The organism is Streptomyces sp. NPDC026377 (assembly GCF_055567715.1).
The window spans coordinates 338371-352688 of sequence record NZ_JBVHPV010000007.1; the positions used below are offsets into that span (position 1 = coordinate 338371).

At 73.7% G+C, this 14318-nt stretch carries 13 protein-coding genes; 7 read left to right on the top strand and 6 right to left on the bottom strand.

What is annotated here, in order from left to right; genetic code table 11:
- Nucleotides 1-12 precede the first annotated feature (12 nt).
- The 4 genes from ACZ4MU_RS17955 to dhaK all read right to left on the bottom strand — a co-directional run bounded on the left by ACZ4MU_RS17955 (nt 13) and on the right by dhaK (nt 4288).
- Complete coding sequence (locus ACZ4MU_RS17955) at nt 13-2034, bottom strand: NADPH-dependent 2,4-dienoyl-CoA reductase (protein ID WP_467877107.1); 2022 nt, start codon at nt 2032-2034, stop codon at nt 13-15.
- A 170-nt stretch (nt 2035-2204) separates the two neighbouring features.
- Nucleotides 2205-2651: a PTS-dependent dihydroxyacetone kinase phosphotransferase subunit DhaM gene (locus ACZ4MU_RS17960; protein ID WP_467877109.1), complete on the bottom strand. Its 447-nt coding sequence runs from the start codon at nt 2649-2651 to the stop codon at nt 2205-2207.
- Nucleotides 2648-3244 carry a dihydroxyacetone kinase subunit DhaL gene (gene dhaL / locus ACZ4MU_RS17965; protein ID WP_467877112.1) on the bottom strand — a complete coding sequence of 199 codons (597 nt, stop codon included), beginning with the start codon at nt 3242-3244 and terminating at the stop codon, nt 2648-2650. Before dhaL ends, ACZ4MU_RS17960 begins: the two co-directional genes overlap by 4 nt.
- A 51-nt stretch (nt 3245-3295) precedes the next feature.
- Nucleotides 3296-4288 (bottom strand): dihydroxyacetone kinase subunit DhaK, encoded by a 993-nt coding sequence (gene dhaK / locus ACZ4MU_RS17970; protein ID WP_467877115.1) that lies wholly within the window; start codon nt 4286-4288, stop codon nt 3296-3298.
- 248 nt (nt 4289-4536) lie between these two features.
- Between dhaK and ACZ4MU_RS17975 the strand changes: the two genes are divergently transcribed.
- Both ACZ4MU_RS17975 and ACZ4MU_RS17980 read left to right on the top strand, forming a co-directional pair.
- Nucleotides 4537-6261, top strand: a complete 1725-nt coding sequence (locus ACZ4MU_RS17975) for an adenosine deaminase (RefSeq protein WP_467877117.1) — start codon at nt 4537-4539, stop codon at nt 6259-6261.
- 42 nt (nt 6262-6303) lie between these two features.
- The gene (locus ACZ4MU_RS17980) at nt 6304-7359 is read left to right on the top strand and encodes a trypsin-like serine peptidase (RefSeq protein WP_467877119.1); all 1056 of its coding nucleotides are present in this window, start codon (nt 6304-6306) and stop codon (nt 7357-7359) included.
- Between the two features lie 225 nt (nt 7360-7584).
- On the opposite strand, the gene ACZ4MU_RS17985 is transcribed toward ACZ4MU_RS17980, so the two are convergent.
- Nucleotides 7585-9039 (bottom strand): multicopper oxidase family protein, encoded by a 1455-nt coding sequence (locus tag ACZ4MU_RS17985; RefSeq protein ID WP_467877122.1) that lies wholly within the window; start codon nt 9037-9039, stop codon nt 7585-7587.
- Between the two features lie 507 nt (nt 9040-9546).
- On the opposite strand from ACZ4MU_RS17985, the gene ACZ4MU_RS17990 reads away from it, so the two are divergent.
- From ACZ4MU_RS17990 to ACZ4MU_RS18010, 5 genes are all read left to right on the top strand, one after another.
- Nucleotides 9547-9789, top strand: a complete 243-nt coding sequence (locus tag ACZ4MU_RS17990; protein ID WP_467877125.1) for a hypothetical protein — start codon at nt 9547-9549, stop codon at nt 9787-9789.
- 61 nt (nt 9790-9850) lie between these two features.
- Nucleotides 9851-11086 carry an SPFH domain-containing protein gene (locus ACZ4MU_RS17995; RefSeq protein ID WP_467877127.1) on the top strand — a complete coding sequence of 412 codons (1236 nt, stop codon included), beginning with the start codon at nt 9851-9853 and terminating at the stop codon, nt 11084-11086.
- 100 nt (nt 11087-11186) lie between these two features.
- Nucleotides 11187-11666 carry a luciferase domain-containing protein gene (locus tag ACZ4MU_RS18000; RefSeq protein WP_467877130.1) on the top strand — a complete coding sequence of 160 codons (480 nt, stop codon included), beginning with the start codon at nt 11187-11189 and terminating at the stop codon, nt 11664-11666.
- A 152-nt stretch (nt 11667-11818) separates the two neighbouring features.
- Nucleotides 11819-12505 carry a hypothetical protein gene (locus tag ACZ4MU_RS18005; RefSeq protein WP_467877132.1) on the top strand — a complete coding sequence of 229 codons (687 nt, stop codon included), beginning with the start codon at nt 11819-11821 and terminating at the stop codon, nt 12503-12505.
- 144 nt (nt 12506-12649) lie between these two features.
- The gene (locus tag ACZ4MU_RS18010) at nt 12650-13255 is read left to right on the top strand and encodes a sigma-70 family RNA polymerase sigma factor (protein WP_467877134.1); all 606 of its coding nucleotides are present in this window, start codon (nt 12650-12652) and stop codon (nt 13253-13255) included.
- A 61-nt stretch (nt 13256-13316) separates the two neighbouring features.
- On the opposite strand, the gene meaB is transcribed toward ACZ4MU_RS18010, so the two are convergent.
- Entirely contained in the window at nt 13317-14318 is a 1002-nt protein-coding gene (gene meaB, locus ACZ4MU_RS18015) for a methylmalonyl Co-A mutase-associated GTPase MeaB (protein WP_467877137.1), read from the bottom strand.

Genomic DNA, 14318 nt, shown 5'->3' on the forward strand with positions numbered 1-14318 from the left:
CGAGCGCGGTCGTCACAGGGACGCCGCCAGCCGGGTGCCCTGGTCGATGGCGCGCTTGGCGTCCAGCTCGGCGGCCACGTCCGCGCCGCCGATCAGGTGCGCGGTGGCACCGGCAGCCGTCAGCTCCTCGTACAGGTCGCGGCGCGGTTCCTGGCCCGCGCACAGGACCACGGTGTCCACCGGCAGCACGGTGGAGGCGCCGTCGACGGTGATGTGCAGCCCGGCGTCGTCGATCCGGTCGTAGCCGACGCCCGGCACCATCGTCACGCCCCGGTGCTTGAGCTCGGTGCGGTGGATCCACCCCGTGGTCTTGCCGAGGCCCGCGCCGACCTTGGAGGTCTTGCGCTGGAGCAGGTGCACCGCGCGCGGGGGCTTGGGCCGCTCGGGCGCGCGCAGTCCGCCGCGCTCGCCGTAGGAGGTGTCGACGCCCCACTGCCGGAAGTACGTCTCGGGATCCAGGCTCGCCGCGTCCCCGCCGTCGGTGAGGTACTCGGCGACGTCGAAGCCGATGCCGCCCGCGCCGACGATCGCCACCCGCTCGCCGACCGGCGCGCCGTCGCGCAGCACATCGAGGTAGGTGACGACGCTGGGGTGGTCGGATCCGGGGATCTGCGGGGTGCGGGGCGTCACACCGGTGGCGACGACGACCTCGTCGTAGCCGCCCGCGGTGAGCTCCTCCACGGTCGCGGTGGTGTTCAACCGGACGTCCACGCCGCGCAGTTCGAGCTGCGTACGGTAGTAGCGCAGCGTCTCGTGGAACTCCTCCTTGCCGGGGACGCGCTTGGCGATGTTCAGCTGGCCGCCGATCTCGGCCGCGCTGTCGAAGAGCGTGACCGCGTGGCCGCGCTCGGCCGCCGAGACCGCGCAGGCCAGCCCGGCCGGGCCCGCGCCCACCACGGCGAGGCTCTTGCGCCGCCGGGTGGGGGAGAGGACCAGCTCGGTCTCGTGACAGGCGCGCGGGTTGACCAGGCAGGAGGTGATCTTCCCGCTGAAGGTGTGGTCCAGGCAGGCCTGGTTGCAGCCGATGCAGGTGTTGATGGTCTCCGGGCTTCCCGCGGCCGCCTTGGCGACGAACTCGGGGTCGGCGAGGAACGGCCGCGCCATCGACACCATGTCCGCCCGGCCCTCGGCGAGCAGCCGCTCGGCCACCTCGGGGGTGTTGATGCGGTTGCTGGTGATCAGCGGGATGGAGACGGACCCCATCAGCTTCTTGGTCACCCAGGTGTACGCGCCGCGCGGCACCGAGGTGGCGATGGTGGGGATACGGGCCTCGTGCCAGCCGATGCCGGTGTTGATCAGGGTCGCCCCGGCCGCCTCGATCGCCCGCGCCAGCGTGACGACCTCCTCCAGGGTGGAGCCGCCGGGCACCAGGTCCAGCATGGAGAGCCGGTAGATGATGATGAAGTCCGCGCCGACGCGCTCGCGGGTGCGGCGGACGATCTCGACGGGGAAGCGCATCCGGTTCTCGTAGGAGCCGCCCCAGCGGTCGGTGCGCCGGTTCACCGCGCCCGCGACGAACTCGTTGATCAGATAGCCCTCGGAGCCCATGATCTCGACGCCGTCGTACCCGGCCGACTTCGCCAGTCCGGCCGCGCGCACGAAGTCCTCGACGGTCCGCTCGACCTCCTCGTCGGTGAGGGCGTGCGGCACGAAGGGGCTGATGGGGGCCTGGAGCGCGCTCGGCGCCACCAGGTCCTGGTGGTAGGCGTACCGGCCGAAGTGCAGGATCTGCATCGCGATCCGCCCGCCCGCCGCGTGCACGGCGTCGGTGACCGTGCGGTGCTGGGCGGCCTCCGCCTCGGTGGTGAGCTTGGCGCCGCCCTCGTAGGGGCGGCCCGCGTCGTTGGGGGAGATGCCGCCGGTGACCATGAGGCCGACCCCGCCGCGTGCCCGCTCGGCGTAGAACGCCGCCATCCGCTCGAACCCGTTCTCGGCCTCTTCGAGTCCGATGTGCATGGACCCCATCAGCACCCGGTTGGGCAGCGTGGTGAAGCCCAGGTCGAGGGGGCTCAGCAGGTGGGGGTAGTCGCTCATCGGGGGGCCTCCGGGTACGGCGGTGTCGTCGCCTCCAGTTGTAGAGCACCGGGTACGTGTTGTGCAACAAGTTGCATAAAGGAGGGGTGCCGCAGGACGGCCGGTCCGGCGCTCCGCGCGCCAGGGCCCGGCGGGAGCGTTCCGCCGGGCCCTCGCCCACGTGGCGCGGTTCACACCTTCCGGTAGCCGTACGCCTCCGAGGCCGCCGCCTCCACCGCGTCCAGCGGCGCCCCGGCCGAGGCGCTGACGACGGCCGCCACCGCGCCCTCCACGAAGGGCGCGTCGACCAGCCGCGTCCCGGGCGGCAGCTCGTCCTCGGCCAGCAGCGCCTTCACGGTGAGCACCGCGCTGCCCAGGTCCACCAGGACCGCCACGCCCGCGCCCCCGTCGACGGCCGCCGCCGCCCCGGCGATCAGCTCCGAACTGGTGCCGAGACCGCCGTCGGGGGTGCCGCCCGCCGCCGCGACCGGAGCGGTCCCGCCGCCGCCCGCGAGCCCGGTCGCCAGCGCCGCGACGGCCTCGGCGACCTCCGCGCTGTGCGAGACGAGCACGACCCCGACGAACCCCGCGGCCGCGCCCGTCCGGCCGGGCCCGCCGACGGCTCCGCCCGCGCTCACGCGGCGGCCTCCTCGAGCGCTCCGACGAGCAGCGCGGCCGAGGTCGCGCCCGGGTCCTGGTGCCCCACCGAGCGCTCGCCCAGATAGCTGGCCCTGCCCTTGCGGGCCCGCAGCGGTACGGTCGCCAGCGCCCCGTCCCGGGCCGCCGCCCCCGCCGCGGCGAACGACTCCCCGAGCGCCTCGACGGCCGGGAGCAGCGCGTCCAGCATCGTCTTGTCCCCGGCCGCCGCTCCGCCCAGCTGGGCCACCGCCGCCACGCCCTCGCCCAGCGCCACCGCGAACTCCTCCCGGCTCACCTCGGCCCGGTCGCCGAGCGCCTTGCCGGTGCGGCGCAGCAGCGTCCCGTACAGCGGTCCGGAGGCGCCGCCCACGGCCGAGATCAGCTGCCGCCCGGCGAGGGCGAGTACGGCGCCCGGGGTGTCCGGGGCCTCCTTCTCCAGGACGGCGGTCACGGCGGTGAATCCGCGCCGGAGGTTGGCGCCGTGGTCGGCGTCGCCGATGGCCGAGTCCAGTTCGGTCAGCCGTGCCGCCTGGCGGTCCACGGCCGAGGCCGTCACGGTCATCCAGCGGCGGAAGAAAGCGGCGTCGAGCACGAGCGACTCCTTCGGGGTACGGACGGGATACGGCCGGGGGAGCGGTCCGGGTCAGCAGCCCCACCGCAGCGCGGGCGTGTTCACGGGCGCGTCCCACAGCCGCAGCAGCTCCTCGTCGGCCTGGCACAGCGTCACCGAGGCGCCCGCCATGTCGAGCGAGGTCACGTAGTCGCCGACGAGCGTGCGCGCCACCGGGACGCGCCGCTCGGCCAGGACCCGGTGCACCTCGGCGGTGAACCCGTACAGCTCCAGGAGCGGTGTCGCCCCCATGCCGTTGACGAGCAGCAGGACGGGGCTGGACGGCTCCAGGTCCGCCAGGACCGCGTCCACGGCGAAGTCCGCGATCTCCCCGGAGGTCATCATGGGCCGCCGCTCGCGCCCCGGCTCACCGTGGATGCCGACGCCGAGCTCCAGCTCACCGGGCGGCAGGTCGAAGGTGGGGCCGCCCTTGGCGGGCGTGGTGCAGGCGCCGAGCGCGACGCCGAAGCTGCGCGAACTCGCGTTCACCCGGCGGGCGATCGCCTCGACCCGCTCCAGCGGCGCGCCCTCCTCGGCGGCGGCACCCGCGATCTTCTCCACGAAGAGGGTGGCCCCGGTGCCGCGCCGCCCGGCGGTGTAGAGGCTGTCGGTCACGGCGACGTCGTCGTCGACGAGCACCCTGGCGATCGTCACGCCCTCGTCCTCGGCGAGCTCCACGGCCATGTCGAAGTTGAGCACGTCACCGGTGTAGTTCTTGACGACGAACAGCACCCCGGCCCCGCTGTCCACGGCGGCCGCGGCCCGTACCATCTGGTCCGGCACGGGCGAGGTGAACACCTCGCCGGGACAGGCGGCGGAGAGCATCCCGCGCCCCACGAACCCGCCGTGCAGCGGCTCGTGCCCCGAACCGCCCCCGGACACCAGCCCCACCTTTCCGGCGAACGGCGCGTCCCGCCGCACGATCACCCGGTTCTCCACGTCGACGGTCAGCTCGGGATGCGCGGCGGCCATCCCGCGCAGCGCGTCCGCCACGACCGTCTCGGCCACGTTGATCAGCATCTTCACGGGTGCCTCCGGGTGGGCGTGGATGGTGTACGAGGAGGGCGCGGCCGAAGCCGGGACGGACCGCGCGTACGGGCCCGCTCCCTCCGGGCGTTCGGCGGGAGTCGCGGATCACGGTAGCCACTGCCGAGCTCCCCGGCCCCGGACGACCCCCGCGTGTCGGCCACTCGGGGGGCCCGCCGCGCGCGCGTCGGACGCATGCGGTTCCGTGCCCGTGAGTATGGGGGGCGGAGCCAGGAGAGGGACAGGGCATGACGAAGAGATGCCGCACGCGGCGGCGGTGGCGGGTGTGGGCCGCGACGGCGGTGCTGGGCCTGGCGGCCGCGGCGGCCGGGACGCCCCCGGTGACCGCCGCCGCGTTCGAGGCAACCCCGCTGGTCGCCGCCGACCGGGGGGAGAGTCCGGGCGGGGGCGACGGGCGGGCGCTGGGGGAGTTCCCGAGCCGGGGTGACCGGCGTGCGGCCGGGCAGGGGCCGGGCCGGGACGAACAGCGTCTGGGCGGGGAGCGGTTGGCGCGTGCCGTTCGCGGGACCGGGGATCTCGCCTCCCTCCTGCGCGAGCTGCCCAAGGGCGGCGACCTCCACCACCACCTCGGCGGAGCCGTCCCCGCGGAGTCGCTCCTCGCCTACGCCGCCCGCGACCGCAAGTGCGTCGACACCGCCACGTACGTCGTGACCCCGGGGCCGGAGCCGTGCGCCCCGGGCCGGCGGCCCGCCCGGGACGCCACCCGCCCCGGACCGTTCCGCGGCGAGGTCGTCCGGGCCTGGTCGATGCGCGGCTTCGTCCTGCCGCCCGACGGGGACCCGAGGCCCGGCCACGACCACTTCTTCGCCACCTTCGGCAAGTTCGCCGAGGCCGAGGCGGGCCATGACGCGGACATGCTGGCGGAGGTGGCCCGGGCCGCCGCCCGGGAGCACACCGCCTATGTGGAGACGCTGGTGACGGTCGCCGCCGAGCCGCTGCGCCGCCTGGTCGACCGGGTGCACCCGGCGGACCCCGGCCCGGCCGGTCTCGCGGGGTTCCACCGCGCCCTCACCCGCGACCGGCGCTTCCAGGAGATCGTCCGGCAGGCCGGGGCGGAGTACGACCGGACCTTCGCCCGCTACCGCCGCCTCCTCGGCTGCGGTCAAACGTCCGCGCCGCCCGCCTGTTCCGTCGTCGTCCGCTTCGACTACCAGGTCGGCCGCGCCCAGCCCGCCCGCCATGTGTTCGCCCAGGAGATCCTCGGCTTCGCCCTCGCCCACCGGGGGCTCGGCCGGGTCGTCGGCGTCAACCTGGTCCAGCCCGAGGACGCCCCCGTCGCCCTGCGGGACTACACCCTGCACATGAGGATGACCGGCTTCCTGAAGTCCCGCTCCCCGTCCGTCCACGTCAGCCTGCACGCCGGTGAGCTGGTCGCGGGTCTGGACGGGGTACGCGAACGCGACCTCGCCTTCCACATCGCCCAGGCCGTCGACCTGGCGGGTGCCGACCGCGTCGGACACGGCGTCGATCTCCTCCACGAGCGCGGCCACCGGGCGCTGGCCGCCAGGATGCGCGCGCGGCACGTCCTCGTGGAGGCCCCGCTCATCAGCCACGCCCAGATCCTGCGGGTCACCGGCGACCGCCACCCCCTGCGCACCTATCTGGACGCCGGGGTGCCGTTCGCCCTGGCCACCGACGACCCGGGTGTCAGCGGCAGCGGCCTCACCGACGTCTACCGGCTCGGCGTCAGCGACCAGGGCCTGGGCATCGAGGAGTTGCGCGCCTCCGCGCGTGCCTCGCTGGACCACGCCTTCGTCGAAGGGGCGAACCTGTGGAGGGAGCAGGACCGGTACGACGCCTTCGCCGCGCCCTGCCGCCACGACACCCCCGACCCGGACCACCGGCCCGGCGCCGGCTGCCGCGCGTTCCTGGCCGCCAGCGCCAAGGCCGCGCTCCAGTGGCGCCTGGAGACGGACTGGCGGGCGTTCGAGCGGCGCGGCGCCCGCCGTTGAGCCTCGCCAACATAAGGGGACGATTCGGGCAGAATGCCGCCCATGACTCTCTTCGAACGGCGACCGCCGCGGCGCACCGCGCGACGGCCGGTGCTGCGGCTGGGACTCGCCGCCGCCGCCTCGGGGGCGCTCCTGCTGACCGGCGGGGCGCCCGCCGGCGCGGCGCACGCACCCGGGACGGACCGTACGGGGGAGGAGGCGGCCCTCGACGCCGGGGGCTGGTCGGACAGTGACGTCCTCGGCTTCTGGACCCCGGGGCGCATCGCCTCCGCCACCGACCCCGGGCGGCGCCCCCGCCCGCACGGCGGCCCCGCCGGTACGCCCGGGCCGCCGGCCGCCGTGCCCGGGATGCCGAGCGCCGAGCACTTCCCCGGGATCGCCTCCGTCGGCGTCCTGTTCACCTCCACGGGCCCGGACCCGACCACCGGCGAGCTGCGCGCGCACCGGTGTTCGGCGAGCGTGGTGGAGAGCTCCGGACGCAGTCTCATTCTGACGGCGGGTCACTGCGCGGGCGGGCGGGCCGTGTTCATGCCGGGATACCGGCCGCGCGTCGGCCTCGGCGACCAGCCGTACGGCTTCTACCGGGTCACCGACTGGTACGTGGACGACCAGTACGTCCGCAACAGCAAGGAGGCCGTCTCGGACCTGGATTACTCCTTCGGCCGCCTCGCCCTCTCTCCCGGGGGCAAGGACGCCCAGGACGTGGTGGGCGCCAACCGCCTGGCCCGGACGCCCGGCTACCGCCAGGACGTGACGATGCTCGGCTATCCCCGGGTGGGCCGCAACCCGCAGGACACCCCGGTGCGCTGCACGGCGCGGACGGGGCGGCTGGCCGGGTTCCGGCAGATGCGGGTCGAGTGCGCCGGGATGTGGGGCGGGGTCTCGGGCGGGCCGTGGTTCTCCGAGGTCGACTGGGACGAGGGGACCGGCGAGATCATCGGGAACGTCGGCGGCTACAACGGCGGCGGCATGGACGTGCCGGAGTCCGATCCGCGCTACCACCGGATCACCTACAGCCCCCTGTACGGCGAGCGCTTCCTCCGACTCTACGCCGACGCCCGCGGCGGGCGCCGGCCGCACTACGGCACGTACCGCTGACCTCGCCGGGGGAAGCGGAAGTTGGGCGGACGGCGGGCGGAACCGGAGGACCGGTCCCGCCCGCCGCCCTGACCGCACCGCGGCCCGCTGCCATGGGTACCCTCCGGGCTGCCTGGCGGGGGCGCAGGAGCCAGCAGGGGGCGGGGTCACGACACGGCCGTACAGGGGCCGGCGGGGCGCCCCGGGAGGATTCACCCGGGGCGCCCCGCCACCGCGGTACGGGCCTCAGACGACTTCCATCGTCGCCATCATGCCCATCGACGCGTGGTCGAACATGTGGCAGTGGTAGACGTACTTGCCTCGGTAGCCGGTGAAGGTGGCCTGCACCTTCACCTTCTCGCCGGGCATCAGCCGGACCGTGTCCTTGAGCCCCGCCTCGGGCCCGGACGTCACCGGCACGCCGTTGCGCTCCAGCACCCGGAACTGCACCAGGTGGATGTGGAAGTTGTGCGGCACCCGCTGGTTGACGTTGGAGACGGTCCACACCTCGGTGTCGCCGTACTTGATGGTGGTGTCGACGCGGTTGTGGTCGTACACCTTGTCGTCGATGTACCCCATGCCGTCCGCGATGTTCTCGTCCACGCGCAGCACGATGTCGCGGTTGACGGTCGGCGTCGCCAGGGCGGGCAGCGTCCGCAGCTTGGCCGGCACCTTGCTGTAGTCCGCGGCCTTGCGGGTCACCCGGAACTGCAGGACCGGCGTCGGGGGGACACCGGCGGGCACGTTCTCGGTGTTGACGATCTGGAGGGTGGTGCCCACCGGGTACTTGGAGAAGTCGATGACGACGTCGGCGCGCTCGCCGGACGTCAGCGAGATGGCGTCGGTGGTCACCGGCGCCTCCAGCAGGCCGCCGTCGGTGCCGATTTGCTGGACGGTCGAGCCGTCCGACAGCTTCAGCGTGAAGAACCGCATGTTGGCCGTGTTGTACAGCCGGAAGCGGTACTTGCGCGCCGCCACCTCGAAGTACGGCCAGGCCTTGCCGTTGGCGAGGATGACGTTGCGGCCCCGGAAGTCGTTCATCTGGTAGATGAACTGGCCGTTGTCGTCGAAGCGGGCGTCCCGGATGGAGATCGGCACGTCGTACGCGCCCGAGGGAAGCCCCAGGGCCTTCTCCTGGAGGTCCATCAGCGTGTAGATGCCGGTCAGACCGCGGAAGACGTTCTCCGACTCGATGTGGTGCGCGTGGTCGTGGAACCACAGGTTCGCGTTGGGCTGGCTGTTGGGGTAGGTGTACGTCTTCTCGCCGCCCGGCTGGATGAGGTCCATCGGGGTGCCGTCGCTGGACTCCGGGACGTGGCCGCCGTGCAGATGGATCGAGGTCGGCGTGGGCAGGTTGTTCTTCTGCGTGACCACCACGCGGTGGCCCGAGCACGCCTTGATCCACGGGCCCGGCCAGTGGCCGTCGAAGGTGCGGACGGTCGTCTGCTTGCCCGGGATGATCTCCGTCTGCACCTCCTGCATCTCGAAGCTGTAGTACGCGGTGGTGCCCGATATCCGGTCCGGACGCAGGACCTGCGGAACCGTCATCTCCTGGGCGAACTTGGGGATGGTGGTGGGGTCGATGTCCGTCGTCGTCTGCGCCTGCGCCTCGCTGCCCAGGGCCGGAAGCAGCAGTCCCGCGCCCCCCACGGCGCCGGTGAGCGCGACACCGGCCTTCATCGCATTCCTGCGTGTGATCATCAAGAACTCTCCCAGCGAGACATGCTGAGGACGCCCCCGCGGCGTCCTGGCAGTGATCGTGCGGGCGGCGTGCGGGCACTCCCGCGGGCGCCGCCGGCCCGTCACGCGGTCCGGCGAGCGCTTCGGCTCGCCGCCGCCTGACCGGCAGTCCCGGGGAACAGCCCCACCTGGTTCATGAAGCTCGGCCTCGGGGTGTCACATGTGCTCCGGCGCCCTTCCGGGGTGGGGCCCGGCGCGGCGCGGCAGATCTTGTCCCCCCAGTCTCGTGGGGGCGCTCGGGCCGAACAAGACACTCTGGTTTCAGGGTTGTGTCAGATTTCGCAGATTACTTGCCCGTTGTGTGGGGCCACTGGCACCCGAACGTCAGACTCCGTCAGGCGCCCGAGGATGGGCCGCCCGGGAGCGGGGAGCTATCGTCGGAAGTCCGGATCGGTCGCGCGTCCGGAAAGTGCGGGCGGCCCCGACCGTGAAGGGCCGGTTCCGCGTCGACTAGGGGGGCGGTCGGGGATGGAACAGGACGAGGCCGTGATCGGCTGTACCGGCGAGGTGCTCATCGGCACCCTCGGCCCCGGTGGCCCCGGCGAGGTCCTGGTACGGGTGCGCGGTGGCTCGGAGACCTTCCTGGCCTGGTCCGAGGAGCCCCTGCCGCGCGGGGCGCGGGTCCTCGTCGTCGAGTCGCGCGGCACCCGTCAGGTCGACGTCATCGAGTGGTCCGACCCGCTGGACGGGCTGGGCCTCGGCACCGGTTGACACCGCCCGGCCCTCGGGTCCGCTCAGCAGCACACCAAGCGAAAGTCAAAGGGAGACCCCGATGTTCGGATACCGCGTGCCCGCCCCCGACGAGGCGATGCTCATCTCGGGCGGCAGACGAGGACTGGGAGGGGCGCCGTTCCGGGTGGTGACCGGACACGGCAAGTTCGTGCTCCCCATCTTCCGCAAGACCCGGTTCCTCACCCTCGCCATGTGCGAGTCCGAGGTCACCGAGACCTGTGTGACCAAGCAGGGCATCGCCCTCACCGTCCGGGCGGTCATCGCCTTCAAGGTCGGCAACGACACCGAGTCCATCGTCAACGCCGGCCAGCGCTTCCTCTCCGACCAGGACCAGATGTCGGTGCTCACCGGCCGGATCTTCGCCGGTCATCTGCGGGCCATCATCGGCTCGATGACCGTCGAGGAGATCGTCACCGAGCGCCAGAAGCTGGCCGCCGAGGTGCTGGGCACCTCGAAGATGGAGATGGCGAAGATCGGCCTGATCGTCGACTCGCTCCAGATCCAGTCGATCGACGACGGCGACACCGGCTACATCGCGGCGATGTCGGCGCCGCACAAGGCGGCCATCCAGCGCCAGGCGCAGATCGCCCAGGCACAGGCCACCCAGGCCGCGGTGGAGGCCGAGCAGGTGGCCGCCCGCAACCAGGCCGAGTACGCCCGCCAGACCGCCGTCGTCAAGGCCGAGTACTCGGCCGAGGTCGACCGCGCCCAGGCACAGGCCGCCCAGGCCGGTCCGCTCGCCCAGGCCCACGCCCAGCAGGAGGTGCTGGCGGCCCAGACCGAACTGGCGCTGCGCCAGGCCGAGCTGCGCCAGCAGCAGCTGGTCGCCGAGATCGTCAAGCCCGCCGAGGCCGAGGCCGAGCGCATCCGGGTGCTGGCCGTGGCCGACGCCGAGCGGATGAAGATCCAGGCCGAGGCGGCGGCCTCGTACGACCGGGTCGCCCTCGACCGGATGCTGATCGACCAGCTGCCGCAGATCGTCAAGGAGGCGGCGGGCGGCCTCGCGGGCGCCAACGTCAATGTGCTCAACGGGGCGGACGGCCTGGGCGAGATCGCCGCGGGCCTGGTCGGCCAGGGCCTGACGATCCTCGACTCGGTCCGCCAGAACCTGGGCGGATCCGGCCAGGGCCAGGACCGGCGTGACGGCTCCGCCAAGGGCGTGCTGCCGGAGCTGCGGGGCCACTCCGGCGGCTTTGGAACGCCGGACGAGGACGGGTCGGCCGGGCCGCGCGCCCCGCGGGCCAGGACCGGCGAAGGCCCGGTCAGCCTGGACTGATCCCCTTCCCGGGGCCCTTCGGACACGGATCGCCCGGGCGGCTCGCGAGCAGCGTGACAGGGGGGTGTCCTCCGGGTGAATCGTGCGCGAGGATGGGGTCATGACCGCGGCCCATCGCGCCATGGCTCAGTTGGAGACATGGCCGAATCTGGTAAGTGGCGCGCCCCGGTGCGCCGTTGGGCAGGCCTTCCGCACGACGGAGTACGAGGTGGTGCACTTCCACTCCGACCACGCCGCCGATCTGCACCTCACCCACCCCGCGATCGAGCGGCTGCTGCCCGAGCTGCGGCGCAGCAGTGCGATCCGGGTGATGCCCGGATCCGCCTGGCTCACCGTGCTCCTGGACTGCGACGCGGACGTCGAACTGCTGCTCAGTCTGATCAGTGTGGCGCTGAAGGCGCACGGTGATGCCCGGCAGTGCCACCCGGGCGCGCCCTGCGAGTGGTACGGGCCGCCCGTGCCCGCGCCGCGCGCCACGGTCGGGACGGCGGCGGTCACCGCCCCGGTGCCGCAGGGGCTGATGCCCGCCGCCCGGCGGGCGATGGGCCGTTTCCTCGCGCACGCCCACCGGCCGGGCTGACGCCCCGGCGCCCCAGTAGTCGGTGCGCGCAGGCGCCTGGTTCCGGCGCTCCGGCGTGGCCTGGATCACCCACGCCGTAGGGGCGGAATCGGTGGATCATTGTGCGAACCCGCCGGTGGGACGCCCGGGGCGGATGCGAGGATGAGCGCGCCATGACTGCCACCGACGCCTGCCGCACCGTGCGGGCCGCGATGTTCGCGGCCCTCTGTGTGCTGCTCACCGCGTTCGGACACGCCCTCATGTCGCGGACACCGGTGCCGTGGTGGGCCCTGGGGTGCGGCTTCGCCGCCACCGGCGCCACGGCGTGGGCACTGGCGGGGCGCGAGCGCGGTTTCGCCTCCGTGGTGGCGGTCGCCGTGGGGGCGCAGGCGGTGCTCCATGAACTGTTCTCGTGGGCCCAGACCACAGCGGGCCCCACCGCGCCGCCCATGGGCCCGCGGACGACCGGGATGCCCATGCACCACATGGGTCATATGGACGCCGTGGGCCACATGGATCACCCGGGCCCCATGGACTCCATGGGCCCTATGGACTCCATGGGGCACGGCATGGCGGGGATGCCCCTGGGGATGTCCTCCACCGGCATGTTCGCCGTCCACCTCCTGGCCGCGCTGCTCTGCGGGCTGTGGCTCGCGTACGGCGAGCGCGCGGCCTTCCGCATCCTGCGGGCCTTCGCCGGCCGGCTGTCCGCCCCGCTGCGGCTTGTCCTCGCGGTCGCGCCCCCGCTGCCCCCGCGCCCGCGCGCCAGGCCGGGGCGTACGACCCGCCGGCTGCGGCGGCTCCTCCTCGTCCACGCGATCACCTCACGGGGTCCGCCCGCCGGGACCGCTGTCGTCTGACGACAGCCGGTTTCCCGGGGCGTCCCCGCAACCTCTGCGGGGCCCCGGGCATCGGCGGCACCCCCCGGTGCCGCCGTACCCCTTCACCGGACCCGCCGCCTTTCCCGGCCGGTCCGGATCCCGGATTCCCGAGAAGGACATCAGGTGATCACTCCTGCCCTGCCCCGCTCGCGCGAGGCATCGACGGACCAGGCGATAACGGCGTGGGCGCTGGCCGCCCGCGCCGGCGACCCCGAAGCCGTCGAGCACTTCGTCCGCGCGCTCCACCTCGACGTACGCCGTTACGTCAGCTACCTCGGCGCCGACCCGCAGGCCGCCGACGACCTCGCCCAGGAGACCTTCCTGCGGGCCCTCGGCAGCCTGCACCGTTTCGAAGGCCGCTCCTCGGCCCGGACCTGGCTGCTGTCGATCGCCCGCCGCACGGTCGTCGACCACCTGCGGTACGCCGCCGCGCGCCCGCGGGTGTCCGACACCCACGACTGGCAGTCGGCCGCCGAGCGGGCCCAGCCCCGGGGGCTGCCCGGTTTCGACGACGGGGTCGCCCTCGCCGATCTGCTGGCGGCGCTCCCGGACGAGCGCCGCGAGGCCTTCGTCCTCACCCAGCTCCTCGGACTGCCCTACGCGGACGCGGCCCACGTCAGCAACTGCCCGGTGGGAACCGTGCGCTCCCGGGTGGCCCGGGCCCGCGCCGCCCTCGTCGAGCGGCTGCGCGCGGCCGAGCGCGCGGAGCCGGCGGGCGCCGCGGCCTGAGCACGCGGAAGGCCCGGACCGTACCGGTCCGGGCCTTCCCTCCCTCTGTCGCGCGCCGCGCTCACTCCCCGGCCGGGGCCTCCGGCTCGCCCTGGAACGCGCCCAGGATCCGCTCCGCGGCCAGCGTCGCCGTCAACTCGCCGTCGCGGACGCTCTGTTCCAGCGCCGGAGCCAGCGCGCGCACCCGTGGATGCGCGCGCAGCCGGCCCAGCAGCTCGTCCCGGACCATCGTCCAGGTCCAGTCGACCTGCTGGTCGCGGCGCTTGGCGGCCAGCCGTCCGTTGGAGTCGAGCAGCGAACGGTGCTGGTCCAGGCGCTCCCAGACGGTGTCAAGGCCGCTGGACTCCCGGGCGCTGCAACACAGCACCGGCGGGGTCCAGGCCGCGTCGGCGGGGTGCATCAGGCGCAGGGCGCCCGCCAGTTCGCGCGCCGCCGACTTCGCGTCGCGCTCGTGCGGGCCGTCCGCCTTGTTCACGGCGATCACGTCCGCCAGCTCCAGGACGCCCTTCTTGATGCCCTGGAGCTGGTCACCGGTGCGCGCGAGGGTGAGCAGCAGGAACGAGTCGACCATGTCGGCGACCGTCGTTTCGGACTGGCCGACGCCGACGGTCTCCACCAGCACGACGTCGTACCCGGCCGCCTCCATCACCACCATCGACTCCCGGGTCGCCTTGGCGACACCGCCCAGCGTGCCCGCGCTCGGCGAGGGCCGCACGAACGCCGCCGGGTCCACCGCCAGGCGCTCCATCCGCGTCTTGTCGCCGAGGATCGAGCCGCCGGTACGGGTGGAGGACGGGTCGACGGCGAGCACCGCGACCCGGTGGCCGAGCCCCGTCAGCATCGTGCCGAAGGCGTCGATGAAGGTGGACTTGCCCACGCCAGGCACCCCGCTGATACCGATCCGCCGGGCCTTTCCGGCGTGCGGCAGCAGCTCGGTGAGGAGCTGCTGCGCCAGCGTGCGGTGGTCGGGCCGGGTGGACTCGACGAGCGTGATCGCCCGGGCCACGAAGGACCGCTTCCCGTCGAGCACACCCTTGACGTAACTGTCCAGATCGATGCGCAC